The sequence below is a fragment of the Bacillus sp. GS3m_15504 genome, assembly GCF_055825275.1.
Genome location: NZ_JBVVNL010000001.1, coordinates 2,518,506 through 2,539,961 on the forward strand (window position 1 = coordinate 2,518,506; position 21,456 = coordinate 2,539,961).

Consider the following 21,456-nt stretch of genomic DNA (forward strand, 5'->3'; position numbering starts at 1 on the left):
ATGTAGTCTATATTAAAGTACATGTTCTGTTTGCAGAGATAATAAGCGATACCAATCAACAACCGTTGGGTTCTCTGCTAAATCCGCAAAAGTGATTTCTTTCCCTTCGCGACGCCACTTCTCTACTAAACTCATAATTCTGACCGAATCAAGTCCTCTATTTAATAAATCTTCATCAGTCCCAACACTCTCTACTGGTTCACGAAGTAATTGTGCAACTAGTTCATGTACTTTTTGTAAAGTGATTTCATCATCATCTTTTAAACCTTGTAACTCTGTTAACAAACTGTTAGTTGATGTCGTTACTGCACATCTATTTGACGCATACTCCAACGCTTGTTTATGATGTTCTAGTGAAAAATCAGCAACTGCATCTGCTACAAAGAACGGCTGAATTCCATCCATAAATGCTTCACAAGCTGTTAAAAGGCAGCCAATATGCGCATAAATACCGCAAATAATGAGTTGATCTCTTCCCTGTTCATTTAAAATTTCTAATAGATTTGTCTTTTTAAATGCACTATATCTCCATTTTGTTAAGAATATATCATCCTCATTAGGAGTAAGTTCATCGACAATCTTCTTTTTATCTGGTCCAGCAGGAATACCGTCACCCCAGAAGTCTTGTAATAACCCTCGTTGTTCTAACGTTTGTCCACCTGGCTGTGCTGTATAAACAACTGGTATACCAAGATTATTACATTTTTCTCTTATCATTTTAATATTTGAAATAAGTTCTACTTTTGGTGATTCTTTATCGCTATATGCATCAAGGAAATATTCTTGCATGTCATGAATTAAAAGAACTGCACGTTTCGGATCTGGTGTCCAATTCACTTTATTTTTTGGTAGTTCTGATTCAATTGGCATTTTGTATACTGAAATAGATGGAATAGCCATCTAATCACTTCCTTCCGGTTTTTATTATTGTTTTACTGTAATAAGTTTTTCAGCAATGACTTTACGTAGCTCTTTTTTACTGACTTTTCCGACTCCTGTTTGCGGGAATGATTCAATAAATTCAATTCGATCTGGAATCTTATAAGCTGCTATACCGCGTTCTCTTAAGAACCTTTTTAATTCACTTACTGCCGGAGCTTGTCCGCGAGCTATTACAAATGCACAAGTACGTTCTCCTAAATAATCGTCAGGCATAGATACAATCGCTACATCATGTACTGCATCATGTGCTAATAGATGATTTTCAACTTCTTCCGCAGCGACTTTCTCACCACCACGATTAATTTGATCTTTATCTCTTCCTTCTACAATGATGTAACCTTGTTCGTTTACTTTTACAAGATCTCCTGTGCGATAAAATCCATCATTTGTAAATGATCGTGCATTATGCTCTTCTGCTTTATAGTATCCACGAATTGTATATGGACCCCGTGTTAATAAACTACCTACTTCACCAGGTTTTACATCGTTATCATATTCGTCAACAACTCGTACTTCATCAAGTGCAGACATTGGTCTACCTTGTGTATGAATTATAATTTCTTCCGGATCATCTAATCTTGTATAGTTCACTAATCCTTCTGCCATACCGAACACTTGCTGTAATGTACATCCAAATGTAGGACGTATACGTTTTGCAACTTCAGCACTAAATTTCGCACCACCTACTTGAATCACTTCTAAGCTTGATAAATCGTTATTACGTAAAGATGCAGCGTCAAGCCATATCATTGCTAATGGCGGTACGAGAGCAGTAATCGTAACTTTTTCTTTTTCGATAAGTGCAAATGTCTCATCCGGACTACCCCCAGTTGCCAGCACAACTTTTCCACCCGCATAAAAGGTTCCAAATGTTCCAGGAGAACTCATTGGGTAATTATGTGCTACTGGAAGAACTGCCATATAGACGCTCTCTGCACTTAAATTACAAATTTCAGCGCTAACACGTAAACTATAAATATAGTCATCATGCGTTCTAGGAATTAATTTAGAAAGTCCTGTTGTCCCTCCTGATAATTGGAGAAAGGCAACATCACTTGGCTGAACTTCTGGCAATAGAACGGGATCTATATATAAATCACTTATGTTCACAAACTCTTCTTCTTCTCCCACTACAATTACATGTTGTAAAGTTGGTACTTTCTCTTTCACTTCTCTTGCTAGTTTTCGATAATCAAAACCAAGAGCCTTATCTGAAATAACGTACGCACTCGCCTCACCAAACTCACAAAAATAACTAATTTCACTACTGCGATGTGAAGGTAATGCAAAAACAGGAAGTGCTCCAATTCGAAATAGCGCAAAACACATTTCAAAAAACTCGATAACGTTAGGTAGTTGGATTACAACTCGATCTTCTGGCTTTATTCCTAAATTCAGTAAACCTGACGCTAAGCGATCTACTTTTTTATCAAGCTCACTATATGTTATATACGTATCACCACTTACAACCGCAATTTGATCTCCATATTTTTCAGCACGCTCTCTTAACACTCCGCCAAATGTTTCCCCAAGCCAACACCCTTCCTCTCGATAGCGATCGGCAAATTCTTTTGGCCATTTTGTATAACCTGTTAACATTCTTTCTGCCCCCTACTTTTCATTAAGTGAACTATCATTTAACCCTAAAGCTTTCAACATTGTTTGAAACTTAGCTGATGTTTCTGCTAATTCATCTTCTGGTTTTGACTCAGCAACAACTCCAGCACCTGCATATAAACGGAGTGTATTTTCTTGTACTTCAGCACAACGAATTGTAACAATCCATTCACCGTCTCCATTTAAATCGCTCCACCCTAACATTCCTGTAAAGAACTCACGGTCAAATGGCTCAATTTGTTGAATAGCTTCTCTCGCTTCTTCCATCGGCGTTCCGCAAACTGCTGGCGTAGGATGAAGAGCAATTGCTAATTCTAAAGAACTAGTATTTGGATTCTTTAGTTCACCTTTCACTTCAGTAGACAAATGCCACATCGCTTCACTATGAATAACAGATGGTTTTTCCGGAACATGTAATGTATGACAGTATGGGCGAAGCGCAGCAGCAACTGCTTCCACTACTACCGCATGTTCATGCAAATCTTTTGGAGAAGAAAGTAATTCCTCCGCTCTTCTTTTATCTTCTACTGGATCATCACTACGTGGTCTTGAACCAGCTAACGGATTAGAAATCACTTGCATACCATGACGTGAAACGAGTAATTCAGGACTAGCTCCAATTAACGTCTTACTATTCTCGTTTTCATCTTTCGGTAAATTCACCGCAAATGTATAACCGTGCTTATTATGCTCTGCTAATTCTCGAAGAAGTTTTTTCTTATCAATCTTTTCAGAAGATTTAACATCTAACGATCTAGATAGAACGATTTTCTTTAAATCCCCGTCCTGTATTTTTTTGATCCCTTGCTTCACACCATTCATATACACTTCATGATCTGGCACAGGCGTCATTTCGAATGTTAAGTTCCTATTTATTTCAAGATGATTTGTTGTATCCAATTGTAAACGCTCAGAAATCCTGCTATATTCTGGTACGATAAGTTGGACTTCTTTTCTACGATCAAATGGCAAAGCCCCCACAACGATAGGATTCGGATTTCCGGCTTGTTTTGCATTACGTAATACTGCTTGCACAAGCTCTGGGAAGCTTTCAATTTCATGATGCTTTACTGTAGTAAATTCTCCTTCTGCTAATATCGTTCGGGTTGGTGAAGCAAAAAAGAATGAAGATTCAGTCTTATAATCTTCTAGTAATTTTTCTGACAGTTCCTTTACAGCCGTAAATTCATTCATAGTATAGTAGCCCCCTAAATTTTTTATTAAACTCCTAATGTAGCTCCGCCATCGACACATAAATTGTGCATTGTAATATGACTCGCTTTATCTGAAGCTAAAAACAATACCGCTTCAGCAATTTCTGAAGGCTGTGCAATTTTTTGTAACGGTATACCGAGTCTATATGTATTTTGAGAACCAGCAATTATATTTTTTGCTCCATTCTCATCAGCCCATAGTAACCTTTGCATTTCAGTTTCAGTAGAACCAGGAGAAACTAAGTTACAGCGAATGTTGTACGCTGCAAGTTCTAATCCTAAACACTTCATAAACATCGTCGTTGCAGCTTTTGATGCAGCATATGCAGCCATCTCCACTCTCGGCGTATTTGCTGCATTTGAACCAACTGTAACAATTGCCCCTGACTTTCTTTGCATCATATGTTTACTTACTGCTCGAGACATATAGAAAACTCCTGTAGAATTTACAGAAAATGTTTTATTCCAATCTTCATCACTTAACGAGTGAATCGCTCCCATACGTAAAACCCCTGCAACATTTACTAATATATCTATTGGTGCTATATCATTTTCAATACGTTTTACTGTATCCTCAACAGCATTACTATCACTCACATCTAAATGAAATATTTTCATACGTGTTTCATTTTGATTTAAGAGTACGTTTAATCCCTCTCCATTTTGATCAACCGCAATTACTGTAGCTCCTCTTTCTAAAAACATTTTGGCAACAACACTACCTATTCCTTGAGCTGCACCTGTTACTAAAACAGTTTTCCCATCAAATTCCCCTACGTTCATTTCCTCTATCCTTTCATTTGAAAATTAATCTAATTAAACAAATATTGATAATGATTATCATTATCGATGTAAAAAATAATACACTTACTAAACTAATTGGTCAAGTGTACTTTTCATTAAAATATTATTCAGTGATAATCTTTTTCATTTAATATTCTTACACCGAAATGATAATCTTTCTCAATAAACTTGTCAACCTATTTTTATTTTTCAGATAAAACATTTTAGTGCTTCTCAATACAATTACATCTAAAAGCATTAATAAGTACTTATAAAAAATTCAATTCATACTCCTCTTTGTAAAAATTGAAGAAAATAAACTGGAGAGACCTTCATTTACAAACCCTTAACAAAAAATCGATTATATATTTTCTCAACATTTTTCTGAAAATATATCTTGCAATTATCAATGTATGTCTTATTTTTAATTTAAGATTTAATATGTATTTCGGATATAATATATCACTTTTTAATATTCCAATATAATCCAAATATTATATAACCTCATTAAAATAATTACGAAAAAGCACCCTGTTTAACAGGATGCTTTTTCGTAATTTAGTGTGATAGAAGCTTTATATACTTATGCTACGCTACGGTACTCTTCTTCTTGTTCTTTTTTCTGATTAGGTGCTTGAATTAACATTGCGATAATAAATGACACGACACATAATAGGCCGATCACCATGAAGGTTGGTTTGAATCCACCTAGCAGTGCACCGATAAAGGAACCGGCAAGCGCTCCAAATCCAAATCCTTGATACACAATTCCGTAATTCTTACTATGGTTTTTCATACCGAAGAAATCACCAACAATAGCTGGGAAAATAGTAATATTTCCACCAAAGCAAAATGCTACACTTGCTACACATACGAAGTAAATACCATAATTTAAATCTACGAAACTTAGAACTAATACTGAACTTGCCATAACAACAAAAGTACCAGTAACGATTTTTAAACGGCCAATTTTATCTGATAACGGTCCTAGAATAATACGACCTAACGTGTTGAATATTGCAACCATAGCTACCGCATTAGCTGCTGTCGCTGCGCTAAGCCCTACAAGTTGAACACCAATGTCTTTTACCATACCAATTAAGTATAAGCCACTCATACATGATGTAAATAACATAATAAATAATAAGTATACTTGTTTTGTACCTAACATTTCTTTCGTTGTGTATTCATGAGTTTTTGTTTCCTGAACTGCACTTTGATCAGCAGCTTGATGGATTAAACAAGCTCCAAGGACAATCATAGCTGTAACAATTAAACCCCAATATATAAATGCTTGTGATACACCAACTGATTCAATTAACTGTGCGTTAACGTATTTAAAGATTAAGCTACCAGAACCATATGCAGAGACGGAAATCCCAGCAATTAAACCTTTCCGCTCTGGAAACCATTTTATTAAATTTGATAATGAAGTGATATATGCTGTACCATCTGCATATCCTACAACAACTCCCGCTAGTACATAAAGCAATATTAATGAGGAAGCTTGTGAACTAAGTATTAATCCAAGTCCTAATGCTAGTCCAGCTATCATAATAAGTTTACGAAGTCCCCATTTTTCTTGCAATTTACTCGCAAATAAAGTTGAAAATGCTAAAGAAAGACTAGTAATTGAGAAAGTTATCGCAACTGCGTTAAGACTCCAACCGTATTTACTAACTAAAGGCTGATTGAATAAACTCCATGTATATATCGTCCCAAGACCCATTTGTACTATGACTGTACCAAGGACAACAAGCCATGGATTAACAGCTGATTTTTTCATACCTTTCCGCCTCCTCTTTCTATTTCAATGCGTTTCGCTAAGTCTTGTTTTTTTATGTTCATTTTGGTCACCTCTTTTGATTTAACACCTTCATTGTATAAGATGTTTTCGACTATGTAAGCACTTACAAGACAGAGCGTCAAAAACATGGAATCAGTTACAGAAAACGAAGGACGAAATACAAAAAACTACTTATTAAATACGTAACAGTTATTTATATTGTTTTATATAAGTTCGATTTACATTTGTTTTTGACCCCTTTTTTAAACAGTGAAACAATAAAACCGTCTCTTTCATATTTATGAAAGAGACGGTTTTATTAGGTGAATTTATAAGTCTAACTTTCTTTATACGTTTATAATTGTTTCTTCAAATGTAACAATTGGTTCTACAAATTCCATCATGATGAAAGCATTTTTAATACGTCTTGTTAAAACTTCTTTTAATTCTGCACACATAGACTACAAATATTTTTTTGATAAATAAAACTAAATATTCACTAATATACCTATACGTGGTTTAATATATATAATAAAAAATATTTCTGTCTTTAATGAGGAGGTACTATGAAAGCAAACGTAGGGGATACTATACTTTTTCAACGAAACAATTTAAAGATTACGGGATCTGTACTAAAACTTTATACTGAATCGGTCTTAGTTGAAATTACAGATGTAAGCGGTGGTACTTTTGAATTTGATCGAACAATTGTAAATCATAAAAACTATAAAATATTACATACGAATACATAAAGTGAAACTTTAATCAGTGGGGGTTTTGTTCATCCCCCACTGATTATTAGTTGAACCAATCGGACGTTTACGGACAGCCCGACTCCCACCTAACTTCTTTGCTCCAACTGAATTTTGAGGTGAGAGTTTTACTGTCCGTTAACGCGGGATAAAACAACACAAAATAGCCCCTGCTTACCAGCAGCGGCTATTTTATATGAAAATACTTCATTAGTTTATATATCCTAAAACATTAACAATCTTACTCGCTTTTAAATTGTTAATATGATAATAAATTTCTAAACCTCTTCTCTCTGCTCGTAACACTTTACCCTTCATTTTTGATAAATGTTGTGAAACAGTAGATTGTGGAATATTTAGTAATTCTGTTAGTTGTGTTACGTTACAAGTTTTTCTCGTGCTTAATTCATTTACGATTTGTAATCGAATTGGGTGCGCCATAATTTTTAAAATATCTACATCTTCTTCTGAAACTAAACTTTTTCTCATTTCACTCGTATATGTTGTCATAAGACATTCCCCTTTTATATGAATTCCTTTTATTTAGATCTATTTCCAAAATATTTAAAACTCCGATGTGAAACCTTCATATAGAAATAATAGAATTTTAAATTTTTAAAAACAGAACAAAATTCAATTCACTTTATTTATTTGGTACATATACATAATACAATGTTAATATGTGCTCTATGTGAAGTTAGCATAAATTTGCAATGAAGATTTTTCAAACAATTCACATCTAACTATATACCTCTTCATAACACTATCAGTGATTTTAACATATTTTAGGTGTTTGTATATACTATCTACAAAATAAATGTTGTTTAGGACGAATTCAAACGCCTACAATGTTACAAGAAGAAGTTGAAGAAGCTTGCAAAACGTATGTCAGTCGTATCATATTAATCAGTGGATCAGCCTTATTTTTAGTAAGTGGTGTTATATTAGCAATTTCGGCTTTTAATGCTGTTGATTGTTTGGAAAATACGTTGCCTTCTACAGATAACTCATAAGGGATTTATCTAATTGTGAATAACAAATAAATGCCTCCTCTATACAGAGGAGGCATTTATTTTATTATAATAAGTTCTATACTAGAAAATCATAAACAATACTTTGAGCATGATTCTTTTCCCCTATCTACACATCCACACTTTACTGCCCAAACACAACTTTCATTCTCCGCTTAGCATGTACTAAAAAGGAGGTACGCGCTTCATATGTCAAACTATTATTACGATCGTTCACATAAGTACTATGGGAATAATAGTAAAATTTTCGCGTATACATAGGCTTTATTTACAATAAGGTAGATTTTATTTTACATAAATATCATTGTACTAATCTAAAATTTCTGTATTTACATTTTTTCTTTTTATCTTATAATTTTAACCAATAAGGAGATTGATAATATGGGAGTTTGTGTAGACTTATTTAAAGAGTATGAAAATAAAGAGAAAGTCGTTTATCGTTTTTTCCCTTGTGAAGATGAAGAAGCAGCAGGAAAAATTCAATTTAATAAACTAGAAAAAAGCTCTGTAGAATTAGAACCAGCTAAAGGTGAAGGGGCAAATTATTATTTTCTTAAAGCAGTTGGTGCTATCCAAAAACATGTAAGGAATTCACCTGATTCAGTTGAATTCCCTGAATTCTTATTTTCACAATCGTAAAAATAAAAACAAGCTCTCGGTATTGAGAGCTTGTTTTTATTTTATTACTAGTATACACACAATTTACTTTCCGCCAATTTTGGTTGAAGAACTAAAGTCTCATCGTAAGTTTATAGAATACGAAAAAGAAAACGCTACTGATAGTACACCGACTTCAACCTATCCCTTCCTTCCACGTTCGATTCTCGTAGCACCCTATATGCAACATTCTGTAATTGAAAAACTCGGCGAAGTATTCGAAAAATGTGACCGCCAGTGTGACTCAGGCCTAAAATATTGTTAAAAACGCTGGATAAATTAGAAAGATTAAAGGTGTTACTTTACCACAAACCTCGTCTGACTACATCCATCCTTCTGTTTCGTTACTTCTAAAACAGCTGGCATTGCGTTTTTCAGCTCTTGAACGTGTGAAATGACACCGATAAATCGGCCTGATTTTTGTAAGTCAATTAAGGCGTCTACTGCTTTTGTTAATGACTCCTCATCTAATGAACCAAATCCTTCATCGATAAACATCGTTTCGATGGATATACCACCTTCATATGCTTGAATGACGTCTGCCATTCCGAGCGCTAAGCAAAGCGATGCATTAAATTTCTCGCCGCCAGATAATGTTTTTACATCGCGTGTTTGGCCTGTGTATGCGTCGTATACATCTAGACCTAATCCACTTTGACGATTTCTTTTTTCAACTCGTTCACTTCGTTTTAAATAAAATTGTCCATTTGATAATTTACGTAATCGTTCGTTTGCAATTTGAACAATTTGTTCTAAATACTCAATTAAGATGTAACGTTCAAATGATATACGGCTTTCGTTATCACCTTTCATTACTTCATATAAGTCAACAAGTTCTTGGAACGCTTTTTCTTCCTCATGAATTTGCTCATCAATACGTCTAATATTTTCATGGAGATCGGAAATATATGTTACCGCATTTTGCGCACGTTGACGTTTTTCTTTTATGATATCAAGGTTAATTTCTAGTTCTTTAATGTGTTCACCTAACGCTGTAATATCCATATACTCTTTATCTTTTAATTCAACATGTAACTCTTCAATTTGTTTCGCAAGTACTTCGAGAGATGAATAATAGCTTTGAATTTCTTTTTGTATTAATTCCATCTCAGCATCACTTAATTTAGCTTCTTTATACGTAGATTGATCTGTAAATCCGCTCTGCTCAAGTTCTTTCATAAAGCGCGTGAAAGTCTCTTCTTTCTTCAATTTTGCACTTTCAAATTGATTAGTAGCACCTTCCTGTTCTGCTTGAATACGTATATTTTCGTTTTGCAAATGTTGATATGCTTCCTGCACTTTCTTCCATTCGTCCTCCATTAATTTGAGTTCATGCATAGCTTGGTCAAATTGAACTTTCCAAGCTTGTACTGTTTGTAAGTTTTCAGGAATGTTTTTCTTATCATGTTCATATGACGTACGCAGCTGCATACAATCCATTTCGATACGGTGCTGCTCTGTTTCTACTTCACGTTTTTGTTTCTGAAGTGCATCTACTTTTTCTTCTACGCTTTTTATTTTCACAGCTATTTGCTTACGCGTTTCTTCACTAGCTTTTAACGTATTCACTTCAGTTGCTAATTGTTTTCCTTTTTGAACAAGCGCACTATATGTTTCAACTAATTCTTCCGATTGGTAGCCTCGCTTCTTAACCTCTTCTATTACTTGTTCATATTGATGATGATAGAAATTCCATTTCTCCTCTAACTGAACATGTAATTTTTCAGCAATATTCTTCTTATCTCTTAAACCATTTAACTCGTTTTCATCGATCGCACCACTTTGCTCTGTAGCTTTTTTCGGATGGGTCGTACTACCACATACTGGACAAGATTCACCATCATGTAGATGAAGAGCCAATATACCAGCTTGTTCACTTAACCAGCGGCGTTCCATATTTTCATATGCGTTAACTGCCAATTGCATCTTACTATATGCTGCTTCTTTTTCTTTCTCGAATTTTTGTTTTTCTTGCCATACATCATATGCTTGCTTTAAAACTTTTGCATCTTCTCGCATATTCGTTAGTTCTTCTACTTTATCTACATATTGTTCAAGCGCTCGCTCTAATTGCTGTAATTCACCAGTCATTAGCTGTTTTTGATTTGTATGCTCTTCTAATTGTCGATCTAAGTTTTGCATACTTTCTTTTAATTTTCCGATTTGAATTTCTGCATTTTGTAAATTCAGCTGTTTCTCAGCTAATGATGCAATAATCGGTTGTAATTCTTCTAATCTTTGAACAAGTTTTTTGACATTTTCTCTCTCAGATTCTTTATTCTTTACTACTTCATATTTCTCCTGAGCAAGTTCAAAATTAGTCATTATATTTTCTTTTTTGGCGATAATTTGTTTTAACAAACTTTCAGCTTTCTGCTCATTTTGCATCGCTTCTTCGTGCCATTGTTCAAATGGTAATAAGCGCTTTGCTTGTTCCGCACGCTTAAAAGATGTTTCTTTCATTTCAATAACTGTACGATTTTCTTGTAAAGTATTATATTTCTCATTCTTTTGTTGTAAATCTATAAATTTCTCATTTACAGACTTCGCCGCGTGAAAACGTGTTTCAGCATCCTTTAATTGCTTCGTTTGAACATCTTGTTCTACTTGTAATTGCTCAACCTCTGCCTTATACACAGCTGTTTCTTGTTCTAATGCTTCTACTACTTGATGCGTATTTACATGCTCTTGTTCCACTAAAGTCTCTAATATTGCTCCATCACGGATTGGTAATTTAAAAACATTACGGAAGTATAACTCTCGCTCTTTCTGCTTTTCTTGTAAGACGTCTTTCCATTGTTTTCGTTTTTGATCAAGTAACTCACGCATTAACTTATAACGATCTGTTTTAAAAATACGACGTAAAATCTCTTCTTTATTTTCTGTCTCAGATGTTAATAGTTTTCGGAATTCCCCTTGGGGTAACATAACAATTTGGCTAAATTGATGTTTACTTAAACCAATTAAATCTTCTACTTTTTTATTTACATCCGTTACATGAAAACGATCAACAGCCGGAACCTTCTCTTCATCAATTACTTCATATAATTCTACCGCATGTCCCGTAATCGTCTTATTCCCTTGTTTTTTATGCCCAAGTTGTCGTTTTATTTCATAACGTTTCCCTTTTAACTGAAAAGTTAGTTCTACGCTTGTATACACATTATCATCAGCAAATTGACTGCGGAGCATGCTCGTATCACTTCGTTCTTCTCCGCTTGCCTCACCATATAACACATAACAAATCGCATCAAAAATCGTTGTCTTTCCAGCGCCCGTGTTCCCAGAAATGGCGAAAATACGATGCTCTCCCAGATCGTCAAAATCAATTACTTCTTTCTGTTTATATGGGCCAAATGCCGTCATAATAAGCTGGATCGGTCTCATCCTCGTTCACCTTCCCGTTCTTGCACTGTTTGTAATACTTCTACAAATAAACGTTCTTTCTCTTCTGATAAATCTAAGCCTTTCATTTCTTTATAAAAAGCTTTTAATAGTGATAAATCATCCGTTTTATGTCTTGAAACCGTTGCTTCATTTGACTCTGTAAACTCCCGTCTTTGAATGGATCTTTCAACATGCATTGCATTTGGATATACAGAGCGTATTTTTTCCATTGGCTGCAAGACAGGATTTTCATCTAATAATTTTACAAACACGTAATCTTCACTTACTGGATGTTGTAATAATTCATCTATTTTCGCTTCTACTGTTCGCATTTTACGACGTGGTGTAAGTAACCTTTTTTCAATTGTTGCTTCACCTTGCTCGTTCAGTTCCACAATATAATATCCTTTTTTATGTTTTTCTTCAGAAATAGAATAGGCAAGTGGCGAACCTGAATATCGAATTGTCTCATTACGTACGAAATGCGCTTGATGTAAATGTCCAAGCGCTGTGTAATGAAACTTATCAAAATAATGACTATTTACGTATTCAGCACCACCAATTGAAAGCGGTCGTTCAGCATCACTTGTATTCTCTTCCGCTTCTCCAGCAGAAGTTACAAATGCATGACCAACAAATACATGTCTAGCTTCTTTATCCATCGTTTCAGAAAGCTCATTCATAAAAATACGCATCGCATCATCATGAGAACGTACGTCTTCGTTTTTCAATACATGTCTAACTATACTTGGATCCGCATATGGAACGAGATGGAAGTGAACCTCGCCATGTTCATCATTTAATATAATTGGTTCATAGGGAAATTGAAATTGCCCCACAATAAATAATCCTTGTTTCTTCATTAAACTACTTCCAAAATGAATACGATCTGGACTATCATGGTTACCAGCAACTGCAATAACTGGTGTTTGTAAATCAATTACTATTTTTTGCAGCACATCATTTAATAAATCTACTGCTTCTGTAGGTGGAATTGCTCGGTCATATAAATCCCCTGCAATAATTACGGCATCTGGTTTTTCTTCTTCAACTGCTTGTACAAACTGATCTAATACAATCTTTTGATCTTCAGTCATATACACGCCATGAACAAGCTTTCCTAAATGCCAATCCGCTGTATGAAATAACTTCATGGTTTCCTGCTCCTTTTAATTTACTGAATTTAGTGATACAAGTTGATAGTTTATTGTAGTTTTTCCGTTCTCCCATTCTAACTTTTGTATCATTGCACTACCGATTCTTTCTTCATTTGATTTATATAAAGGTAATATTTCTTGAACTGTAAATAAGTGATAACCATCCAATTTTAATTGAAATATGTTTTCTTCTATATGTAATCTTACTTCTTTTTCATTTGAAATAATTTTTGTGTGCATCTCAAATTTCATGATAGATACAACCCCTTTTTCTAATCTCTACATTATTAATAGTATATTGGCTATGCAAGATTGACAAGTAAATACACAGTAAAGTACATACTTTTCTATTGCTATATGTTTTTTATTTTTATCTACAATACGGTATGTGAAATTTTATTTATTCCAAAAATAAAAATGTCTCATGTGACATCTTTATTTTTGGAGAAAGTCTTTCATTACATAATATAAAACTGTAATAAAAACAATCGCTACAAAAAATGAAAATACTGCGACAATGTAGCCATCCTTATTTAATAGAATGCAAAAAGAAATAGATATGATAAAAATCGGAAATACAAGTCGTACTTTATCCTTCACTTCCTCTGTCGTATCTGTATGATGAAAATACTGCGTTATCCCTATCATTAAAGAAGACAAAATAATCACCGACAATAGTAAAGGTCCTGGCATTCCGATTTCTCCTTTCTCTATTTCTAATGAAAAGCAATTTTCCTTTCATTATAATCACTTGGAATACTCTTTTCGAAGGGATTATGTACAATTTACACATATATAATAGCGTGTTTCTCATGATAACTTCAAATAATTACAATTACAGTAATGTTGTAATATTCATTTTAAACCTCTAAAATCCTGCAAATATAACTCGTCAAAATATGCAATGACCAAATTAACACGTACCGCCAACTTTAGACAAAATTTATAAAGGACATTTCAGTACGTATCAAGAATTAAGAATAAGAAGATATATAAGGGAGGATGAATTATGACTGAACACGTTTTATTTTCTGTTAGTGAAAACGGCGTTGCATCAATTACTTTAAACCGCCCAAAAGCACTTAATTCTTTATCTTATGACATGTTGCAACCAATTGGGCAAAAACTAAAAGAGTGGGAAAATGATGAGCAAATTGCGCTAATCGTATTAAAAGGAGCTGGCACAAAAGGTTTTTGTGCCGGCGGTGACATTAAAACTCTTTATGAAGCACGTTCAAATGAAATTGCATTACAGCATGCGGAACGTTTTTTTGAAGAAGAGTATGAAATTGATACATATATTTATCAATATAAAAAACCAATTATCGCTTGTTTAGATGGAATTGTAATGGGTGGTGGTGTCGGTCTTACAAATGGTGCGAAATACCGAATTGTAACCGAGCGTACAAAATGGGCAATGCCAGAAATGAATATCGGCTTCTTCCCAGACGTCGGTGCTGCTTATTTCTTAAATAAGGCTCCAGGGTTCGCTGGCAGATATGTTGCATTAACAGCATCTATTTTAAAAGCTTCTGACGTATTATTTATAAACGCTGCTGATTACTTTATGACATCTGATTCATTACCCAAGTTCCTTACTGAACTGGAAAGTGTAAATTGGCATAAAGAAGACGATGTACATACTCATTTAAAAGAAGTCATCCGTACATTTGCAACTACTTCAAATTTAGAAAGCGAGCTTGCTCCATTATTAGAAGAAATCAATGCACATTTTGCTTTCGATACAATTGAAAGAATTATTCATTCATTAGAGAAAGATCAAAGTTCCTTTGCTTTAAAAACGAAAGAAACACTATTATCAAAATCCCCTATTTCATTAAAAGTAACATTAAAACAGTTTATTGATGGACATGATAAGTCCGTTGAAGAATGTTTCGCTACTGACCTTGTACTTGCTAAAAATTTCATGAGACATGAAGATTTCTTTGAAGGAGTACGATCCGTTGTCGTTGATAAAGATCAAAATCCGAATTATAAATATAAGCAGTTAAGTGATGTTTCAGAAGAAGATGTAAATCGGTTCTTTAACTTACTTAACGCATAAAGTGAAACGTTAATAAGTGGGGTTCATACAGGAAAAATCAAGGCTATAGAGTCGTATAATTACACGGCTCTATAGCCTCTTTGTCATTTAATAATTTTTAATAAAATTTAATTTTATTAAATAGAAATGTGTGCTACACTATTTTTAATTAAATATTCTAAAAATAAAAAAGGAGGAGCGACTGTGATTGAAAATTATTTTCTTTTCATCATTATGTCTATTTGTCTTATTATTTTACCCGGCCCTGATACTGCAATGGCTACGAAAAACACATTAGTTGCTGGTAAAGTGGGCGGAGTGAAAACAGTGTTCGGTACATGTATTGCACTATTGATCCATACTTTAGCAGCAGTAATCGGTCTTTCTGCACTTATTGTAAAGTCAGCTCTTTTATTTTCTATTTTCAAGTACGTTGGAGCTCTATATTTAATTTATATTGGTATTAAAGCCCTTTTAGCAGTAAGAAATAAAGAAGGCGTCGATACGAACGATATTTCTTTGCATAATGAAGACGAACACACTTCTTGCTTTCGTCAAGGGTTTCTTACGAATTTATTAAACCCTAAAGTTGCAGTCTTCTTTTTAACATTTTTACCGCAATTTTTAAATCCAAATCATAATACGTTTATCCAACTTCTCGTAATGGGCCTTACTTACCTCATTTTAACAGTTATATGGTTCGCTTTTTATATATTTTTAATTGATAAAATTAGTGCTTTTATGAAAAAACCGAAGACACAACGTTATATTCAAGGGTTAACAGGAATTGTCTTAATTGGTTTTGGAATTAAACTAGCTTTTGAAAAAAGCAATTAACAAGAAGAAAACCACCACTATGAATAGTGGTGGTTTTCATTTAATAATTGCTTTGGCTGTCTACTCTATATTAAAACCAGCGCTCAGTTACAACTTTTTTACGTGTATAAAATTGAACGCCATCTGTACCATTTGTACCTAAATCACCAAAGAATGACGCTTTATTTCCTGCAAATGCGAAGAATGCCATTGGTGCTGGAACGTTTACGTTTACACCGATCATACCCGCATCGATGTTATCACGGAACGTTTGTGCATGTTTACCGTTTGACGTATAAATAACTGCACCATTTGCAAATTTAGATTGATTTGTTAGTTTAATACCTTCTTCTAAATCTTTAACACGTACAATGCTTAATACTGGAGCAAAAATCTCATCTTGCCAAATTTTCATTTCTTGATTCACGCCATCAAAGATTGTCGCACCTACAAAGTAACCTTCTCCAACTTCTTCCTTAATTTTACGGCCATCTACTAATAAAGTAGCCCCATCTGCTACACCGCTATTAATATAGCCTAATACACGCTCTTTATGAGATTCACGAATTAATGGTCCAACATAATTATCTTCGTGGAAACCGTCACCTACTTTTAACTTCTTCGTCTCTGCTACTAGTACGTCAATGAATTCATCAGCAATTTCATCAACTACCGCTACTACTGAACATGCCATGCAGCGTTCTCCGCTACTTGCAAATGCGGATCCAATTACACCTTGCACTGTTTTCTCAAGATTGCAATCTGGCATTACAATCGCGTGGTTTTTCGCACCAGCTAACGCTTGTACACGTTTTCCATGTTTCGTACCTGTTTCGTATACGTAACGAGCTACCGGCTCAGATCCAACGAACGAAACAGCTTGAATATCTTTATTTTCTAAAATGCTATTTACAACATCTTTTCCGCCTTGTACTAAATTTAGTACGCCTTTTGGAAAACCAGCTTCATAGAATAACTCTACAAGTCTTTCAGCCAAAAGCGGCGTTCTTTCAGATGTTTTTAATACGAATGTATTACCACAAGCAATTGCAAGAGGGAACATCCATAATGGAATCATCATTGGGAAGTTAAAAGGTGTAATACCAGCAACAACCCCGATTGGATAGCGCCAAATTGATCCATCAATGCCACTAGCAATATTCGGAAGTGCTTGTCCCATCATTAAATTTGGTGCTGACGTTGCAAGTTCTACCGCTTCAATACCACGCTGTACTTCACCAGTTGCATCCGTTAATGTTTTACCATTTTCTAGCGTAATAATTTTTGCCAGTTCTTCTTTGTTTTCTTGTAAAAGCTGTAAATATTTATACAATTGTCTTGAACGATTCGGAACTGGTACTTTAGACCATGTTTCATATGCTGCTTTTGCTGCTTCAACAGCTTTTTCAACATCTTCTTTCGGAGATAGCGGAACGTAAGCGATAATTTTTCCAGTCGCCGGATTTGGAACTGCTTCTACTTCTGTACCAGTAGATTCTACCCACTCACCATTAATATGATTTTTTACTCGTTTAATTTCAGTTGTAATCATTATATTCTCTCCTTTTTTATGATGTTTATAAATCTATTATTTTTGATTAGAAATTAATTGTTCACTAACTTTTTTATATAAAGCAGCCATATCATTTTCACCATAACCTGCTTCACTTGCTTCTTCATATACGTTTAATAGCATTTCGCTTACTGGTAAGTGAAGTTCGCTTTCTTTCGCTAAATCAACTGCAAATCCCAAATCTTTCTTTAATAAATTTACAGTAAAGCCTGGCTCGTAGTTTTCTGATGCAATGAAACTTTTATAATTGCGCTCATAAATTCTACTTTGACCATAACTTACATTTAAAATATCAAACATTTTATCTAAATCCATATTGTTCTTTTTCGCTAACGTTAAAGCTTCACTCACACCAGCTGTATAAAAACCAATTAATAGGTTATTAATTAATTTAACTGTTGTACCACTATCAATTTGCTCACTAACATGGAAAATGTTAGCGCCTAGTACGCCCATGATAGATTCTGTTTTTTCATATACTTCTTTTGATCCACCAACCATAAACGTTAATGTACGATTTTCAGCTCCAATTACCCCACCACTAACAGGTGCCGCTAAGAAGTCTACTTTCTTTTCCTTTGCAGCTTCCTCTAACTGTTTGTTTAACTGTGGAGATACAGTACTTGTATCTATTAAAACTACATTCGAGTGACTATTTTCAAATAATCCTTCTTGTCCAAAATATACTGCTTCAACAGCACGAGGTGAAGGTAAACTTGTAAAAATCACATCGCATGTTTCTGCTAGTTTTGAGATTGATAAGCCAATTATTCCTCCTTCTTTTTCAAAGGAAGCTTCAGCGTCTTTATTTAAATCCACACCATATACTGTGTAATTCGATTTAACTAAATTTTTAGACATTGGAAGACCCATGTTACCTAAACCGATAAAACCAATCTTTTTCATATCGCTTTCCCCCTATTTACACAATATACTTTCCGCGATTTATAATAGCTTTCGCAATTTCTCTCTTTTTTGTAAATACGTTCGTGTATAAAGGTACTAATAATTGACGAATTTCAGCTAAAATTACGTGCCTATCTTGTTCTTCTGTAACAGCCGCTGAAAGTATAGAAATCGCCGCTTCTTCTACTTTACGATAGCCTTCTTCACAAATAACGTCAGTTATCATTTGTTTCGTACGTTCTTTCCCTTCACCATTTTTACTAATTGCTTTACTCGTACGTAAAAATGCTGATTCCATGACGTACACATCCGTTAACATATTAGATAATACACGTGAATATTCTTGCTCTTGATCAATTTTTAACCCTGGAGTTTTAGAGAGCGTTTTCAAAGATTGTTTCAACAATTTTTTCGCTAATAAAATGTAACGATGATTTCGTTCGACATTTGCTACATCAATCTCTACTTCAGTATCTTCAATTTGTTCCATTTGCTTCATTAACATTTTGGCAACTGTTAATCTATTAATTTCATTCGTTCCTTCAAAAATACGACTAATTCTAGCATCACGATATAATCGTTCTACCTCGTATTCTTGCATATAACCGTAACCACCATGAATTTGTACAGCTTCATCTACGATATGACCTAATGTTTCAGAAGCATTTACTTTATTCAGTGCACATTCAATAGCAAATTGAGACATTTTCTTCATAAGATCCTCATCACTCTCATGAATTGCTTCATCAATTACACCTGCTGTACGATAAGCTGCACTTTCTGCTCCATATGTAGCAATGATCATATTTGCAATTTTCTCTTGAATCATCGTAAAATCTACTAATTCCGTTTGGAACTGTTTTCGCTCTTTTCCATATTGAACCGACAATCCAATTGCTTGTTTTGCAGTTCCAATATTTCCAAAAGCAAGCTTTAGTCTAGCGAAGTTAAGAATATTAAGAGCTACGTGATGCCCTTTCCCAACTTCCCCTAAAACATTTTCAGCAGGTATAACAACATCTTCTAAAATAAGCGTAGCCGTTGAAGAACCTTTAATCCCCATTTTCTTTTCTTCTAGTCCAATGGATACACCTTCACATGTTCTTTCGACAATAAACGCTGTCATTCCTTTATTTGTCTTCGCAAAAACAACGTATACATCTGCCATATGAGCATTTGTAATCCACTGCTTCTCACCATTTAACTTCCAAGCAGTACCATCTTCATTCAATACTGCGCTCGTTTTTGCGCTTAATGCATCAGAACCGGCATTTGGCTCAGTTAAAGCATAAGCTCCAATCCATTCTCCAGACGCAATTTTCGGCAAATATTTTTCTTTTTGTTCTTTCGTTCCGTAATATATGTAAGGCAATGTACCTACACCAGCGTGTATATTAAATGAAACGCTAAATGCACCAGCGTATCCCATTTTTTCTGCTACAAGCCCTGAAACTGCCTTTCCTAATTCGAATCCGCCATATTCTTCTGGGACCTCGATACTTAATAATCCAAGTTCTCCAGCTTTCTCAAACAATTGACGGGAAACTTTATAGTTATGTTGTTCAATATTCTCCATTTGTGGAACAATTTCTTGTTTAACGAATTGTTCTGTCGTTTTTGCGATTAAATCTTCATCTCCTGAAAAATCTTCTGGCGTAAAGAAAGCATGCTTCACATCTTTATTAAGTGAAAAAAATTCATCCCACGGTAACTTCGTTTTCTCCATCTGAATCCCCCTATCATTTCGGCCTTACTTGCTACTAATTATGCACGTCTACGATGAGTGGAATATCTTATTTTTGAAAACAGAAGGCGATGATTTTTCACATCAAGCAGTTCGTCTTGCTAAAGATGTATTCTCATCGCCTTAGTTGTTTTATCTATTGATCCTCTGATAATACTGTTTTTGCAATACCAGTATCTAGTTCTTCAAAGTCATGATATGAAATTGTTTCATATAACTCACTTCTCGTTTGCATATTTGAAAGTGCATCTTTTTGAGAACCAGTTTCCTTAATTAAAGTAAACACATTCTCATACGCTTTCGCTGCAACGCGAAGTGAAGTTACAGGATAAATAACCATTTGGAAGCCCATATTCGCAAATTCCTCTGCACTATAATACGGCGTTTTCCCGAATTCAGTCATATTCGCAAGTAAAGGTGCATTTACTTTACTATTAAATAGACGGAACTCCTCTTCTGATTGAAGCGCTTCAGGGAATATCGCATCTGCACCTGCTTTTACATAAGCATTCGCTCTTTCAATCGCTTCATCCAAGCCTTCTACGCCGCGAGCATCTGTGCGAGCTACAATATATAAGCTTGGTGCAACTTCTTTAATTGCTTTAATCTTTTGAACTAATTCTTCTGTCGTAACGAGTTTCTTACCATTTAAATGTCCACATTTTTTTGGTAATTGTTGATCTTCAATTTGAACAGCTGCTACTTTCGCTTCCACCATTTCTACAGCTGTTCTCGCTACGTTTAGGACACCACCAAATCCTGTATCAATATCAACAAGAACTGGTAAATCTGTAGCTCTTACTAGATCTCTTGCTCTCTCTGCTACTTCAGTAGACGTCACGATTCCTAAATCAGGTAATCCTTTACTTGCAGTATAGGCAGCTCCTGATAAATAAAGAGCCGAAAATCCTGTATTTCTCGCAACTAAAGCTGCCATTGCGTCATGAGCACCTGGAATTTGCAAAATTTCATTTGCTTCTACTAAAGCTCGGAAGCGATTCGCAAGCTCCTCTTGTGTTGACTGTTTATTCACAACCCAAGCCATTC

18 protein-coding genes are annotated in these 21,456 nt (G+C 34.6%); 4 read left to right on the plus strand and 14 right to left on the minus strand.

Features of this window, described 5'->3' with window-relative positions; all coding sequences use genetic code 11:
* Positions 1 to 12: 12 nt before the first annotated feature.
* The 5 genes from dhbB to AC0L0O_RS13310 all read right to left on the minus strand — a co-directional run bounded on the left by dhbB (position 13) and on the right by AC0L0O_RS13310 (position 6,342).
* A complete protein-coding gene (gene dhbB, locus AC0L0O_RS13290) occupies positions 13 to 900 on the minus strand; it encodes an isochorismatase (protein ID WP_001007275.1) in 888 nt (295 codons plus the stop codon).
* Between the two features lie 24 nt (positions 901 to 924).
* On the minus strand, positions 925 to 2,541 hold the full coding sequence (locus tag AC0L0O_RS13295) for a (2,3-dihydroxybenzoyl)adenylate synthase (RefSeq protein WP_000955346.1): 1,617 nt from the start codon (positions 2,539 to 2,541) through the stop codon (positions 925 to 927).
* 12 nt (positions 2,542 to 2,553) lie between these two features.
* Positions 2,554 to 3,753, minus strand: coding sequence for an isochorismate synthase DhbC (gene dhbC / locus AC0L0O_RS13300; RefSeq protein WP_001001955.1), 1,200 nt, complete (start codon positions 3,751 to 3,753; stop codon positions 2,554 to 2,556).
* A gap of 26 nt (positions 3,754 to 3,779) precedes the next feature.
* A complete protein-coding gene (gene dhbA / locus AC0L0O_RS13305; RefSeq protein WP_001100501.1) occupies positions 3,780 to 4,556 on the minus strand; it encodes a 2,3-dihydro-2,3-dihydroxybenzoate dehydrogenase in 777 nt (258 codons plus the stop codon).
* Positions 4,557 to 5,139: 583 nt separating this feature from the next.
* Complete coding sequence (locus tag AC0L0O_RS13310) at positions 5,140 to 6,342, minus strand: L-lactate MFS transporter (protein WP_000747885.1); 1,203 nt, start codon at positions 6,340 to 6,342, stop codon at positions 5,140 to 5,142.
* A 566-nt stretch (positions 6,343 to 6,908) separates the two neighbouring features.
* Between AC0L0O_RS13310 and AC0L0O_RS13315 the strand changes: the two genes are divergently transcribed.
* Positions 6,909 to 7,094, plus strand: coding sequence for a YkvS family protein (locus AC0L0O_RS13315; protein WP_000646786.1), 186 nt, complete (start codon positions 6,909 to 6,911; stop codon positions 7,092 to 7,094).
* 210 nt (positions 7,095 to 7,304) lie between these two features.
* Here AC0L0O_RS13315 and AC0L0O_RS13320 read toward each other — a convergent pair whose 3' ends face one another.
* Positions 7,305 to 7,604 (minus strand): ArsR/SmtB family transcription factor, encoded by a 300-nt coding sequence (locus AC0L0O_RS13320; RefSeq protein WP_000214797.1) that lies wholly within the window; start codon positions 7,602 to 7,604, stop codon positions 7,305 to 7,307.
* Between the two features lie 902 nt (positions 7,605 to 8,506).
* Between AC0L0O_RS13320 and AC0L0O_RS13325 the strand changes: the two genes are divergently transcribed.
* Positions 8,507 to 8,764 (plus strand): hypothetical protein, encoded by a 258-nt coding sequence (locus AC0L0O_RS13325; RefSeq protein ID WP_000537740.1) that lies wholly within the window; start codon positions 8,507 to 8,509, stop codon positions 8,762 to 8,764.
* A gap of 315 nt (positions 8,765 to 9,079) precedes the next feature.
* On the opposite strand, the gene AC0L0O_RS13330 is transcribed toward AC0L0O_RS13325, so the two are convergent.
* The 4 genes from AC0L0O_RS13330 to AC0L0O_RS13345 all read right to left on the minus strand — a co-directional run bounded on the left by AC0L0O_RS13330 (position 9,080) and on the right by AC0L0O_RS13345 (position 14,019).
* Positions 9,080 to 12,169, minus strand: a complete 3,090-nt coding sequence (locus AC0L0O_RS13330; RefSeq protein WP_001247442.1) for an AAA family ATPase — start codon at positions 12,167 to 12,169, stop codon at positions 9,080 to 9,082.
* Positions 12,166 to 13,323 (minus strand): exonuclease SbcCD subunit D, encoded by a 1,158-nt coding sequence (locus tag AC0L0O_RS13335; protein WP_000765133.1) that lies wholly within the window; start codon positions 13,321 to 13,323, stop codon positions 12,166 to 12,168. Before AC0L0O_RS13335 ends, AC0L0O_RS13330 begins: the two co-directional genes overlap by 4 nt.
* A gap of 15 nt (positions 13,324 to 13,338) precedes the next feature.
* Positions 13,339 to 13,578: a DUF2584 domain-containing protein gene (locus AC0L0O_RS13340; RefSeq protein WP_000667348.1), complete on the minus strand. Its 240-nt coding sequence runs from the start codon at positions 13,576 to 13,578 to the stop codon at positions 13,339 to 13,341.
* Positions 13,579 to 13,761: 183 nt separating this feature from the next.
* The gene (locus AC0L0O_RS13345) at positions 13,762 to 14,019 is read right to left on the minus strand and encodes a hypothetical protein (RefSeq protein ID WP_001119408.1); all 258 of its coding nucleotides are present in this window, start codon (positions 14,017 to 14,019) and stop codon (positions 13,762 to 13,764) included.
* A gap of 316 nt (positions 14,020 to 14,335) precedes the next feature.
* On the opposite strand from AC0L0O_RS13345, the gene AC0L0O_RS13350 reads away from it, so the two are divergent.
* Both AC0L0O_RS13350 and AC0L0O_RS13355 read left to right on the plus strand, forming a co-directional pair.
* The gene (locus AC0L0O_RS13350) at positions 14,336 to 15,391 is read left to right on the plus strand and encodes an enoyl-CoA hydratase/isomerase family protein (RefSeq protein WP_428888759.1); all 1,056 of its coding nucleotides are present in this window, start codon (positions 14,336 to 14,338) and stop codon (positions 15,389 to 15,391) included.
* 183 nt (positions 15,392 to 15,574) lie between these two features.
* Positions 15,575 to 16,207 carry a LysE family translocator gene (locus AC0L0O_RS13355; RefSeq protein WP_000572327.1) on the plus strand — a complete coding sequence of 211 codons (633 nt, stop codon included), beginning with the start codon at positions 15,575 to 15,577 and terminating at the stop codon, positions 16,205 to 16,207.
* A 70-nt stretch (positions 16,208 to 16,277) separates the two neighbouring features.
* Here AC0L0O_RS13355 and AC0L0O_RS13360 read toward each other — a convergent pair whose 3' ends face one another.
* The 4 genes from AC0L0O_RS13360 to prpB form a co-directional block, all read right to left on the minus strand.
* Positions 16,278 to 17,738, minus strand: a complete 1,461-nt coding sequence (locus AC0L0O_RS13360; RefSeq protein WP_000633351.1) for a CoA-acylating methylmalonate-semialdehyde dehydrogenase — start codon at positions 17,736 to 17,738, stop codon at positions 16,278 to 16,280.
* 36 nt (positions 17,739 to 17,774) lie between these two features.
* Positions 17,775 to 18,665 (minus strand): NAD(P)-dependent oxidoreductase, encoded by an 891-nt coding sequence (locus tag AC0L0O_RS13365; RefSeq protein WP_000719416.1) that lies wholly within the window; start codon positions 18,663 to 18,665, stop codon positions 17,775 to 17,777.
* A gap of 16 nt (positions 18,666 to 18,681) precedes the next feature.
* Complete coding sequence (locus AC0L0O_RS13370) at positions 18,682 to 20,391, minus strand: acyl-CoA dehydrogenase family protein (protein WP_000416013.1); 1,710 nt, start codon at positions 20,389 to 20,391, stop codon at positions 18,682 to 18,684.
* 154 nt (positions 20,392 to 20,545) lie between these two features.
* Positions 20,546 to 21,454 (minus strand): methylisocitrate lyase, encoded by a 909-nt coding sequence (gene prpB, locus AC0L0O_RS13375; RefSeq protein ID WP_000312655.1) that lies wholly within the window; start codon positions 21,452 to 21,454, stop codon positions 20,546 to 20,548.
* Positions 21,455 to 21,456 lie beyond the last annotated feature (2 nt).

Bases quoted from the DNA above. Each gene is read 5' to 3' on its own strand.
- AC0L0O_RS13340 (WP_000667348.1), bottom strand. From the start codon at position 13,578: ATGAAATTTGAGATGCACACAAAAATTATTTCAAATGAAAAAGAAGTA.
- AC0L0O_RS13350 (WP_428888759.1), top strand. From the start codon at position 14,336: ATGACTGAACACGTTTTATTTTCTGTTAGTGAAAACGGCGTTGCATCA.
- AC0L0O_RS13335 (WP_000765133.1), bottom strand. From the start codon at position 13,323: ATGAAGTTATTTCATACAGCGGATTGGCATTTAGGAAAGCTTGTTCAT.
- AC0L0O_RS13365 (WP_000719416.1), bottom strand. From the start codon at position 18,665: ATGAAAAAGATTGGTTTTATCGGTTTAGGTAACATGGGTCTTCCAATG.
- AC0L0O_RS13330 (WP_001247442.1), bottom strand. From the start codon at position 12,169: ATGAGACCGATCCAGCTTATTATGACGGCATTTGGCCCATATAAACAG.
- AC0L0O_RS13295 (WP_000955346.1), bottom strand. From the start codon at position 2,541: ATGTTAACAGGTTATACAAAATGGCCAAAAGAATTTGCCGATCGCTAT.
- dhbB (WP_001007275.1), bottom strand. From the start codon at position 900: ATGGCTATTCCATCTATTTCAGTATACAAAATGCCAATTGAATCAGAA.
- AC0L0O_RS13345 (WP_001119408.1), bottom strand. From the start codon at position 14,019: ATGCCAGGACCTTTACTATTGTCGGTGATTATTTTGTCTTCTTTAATG.
- AC0L0O_RS13315 (WP_000646786.1), top strand. From the start codon at position 6,909: ATGAAAGCAAACGTAGGGGATACTATACTTTTTCAACGAAACAATTTA.
- dhbC (WP_001001955.1), bottom strand. From the start codon at position 3,753: ATGAATGAATTTACGGCTGTAAAGGAACTGTCAGAAAAATTACTAGAA.
- AC0L0O_RS13360 (WP_000633351.1), bottom strand. From the start codon at position 17,738: ATGATTACAACTGAAATTAAACGAGTAAAAAATCATATTAATGGTGAG.
- AC0L0O_RS13325 (WP_000537740.1), top strand. From the start codon at position 8,507: ATGGGAGTTTGTGTAGACTTATTTAAAGAGTATGAAAATAAAGAGAAA.
- AC0L0O_RS13370 (WP_000416013.1), bottom strand. From the start codon at position 20,391: ATGGAGAAAACGAAGTTACCGTGGGATGAATTTTTTTCACTTAATAAA.
- AC0L0O_RS13310 (WP_000747885.1), bottom strand. From the start codon at position 6,342: ATGAAAAAATCAGCTGTTAATCCATGGCTTGTTGTCCTTGGTACAGTC.
- AC0L0O_RS13320 (WP_000214797.1), bottom strand. From the start codon at position 7,604: ATGACAACATATACGAGTGAAATGAGAAAAAGTTTAGTTTCAGAAGAA.
- dhbA (WP_001100501.1), bottom strand. From the start codon at position 4,556: ATGAACGTAGGGGAATTTGATGGGAAAACTGTTTTAGTAACAGGTGCA.
- prpB (WP_000312655.1), bottom strand. From the start codon at position 21,454: ATGGCTTGGGTTGTGAATAAACAGTCAACACAAGAGGAGCTTGCGAAT.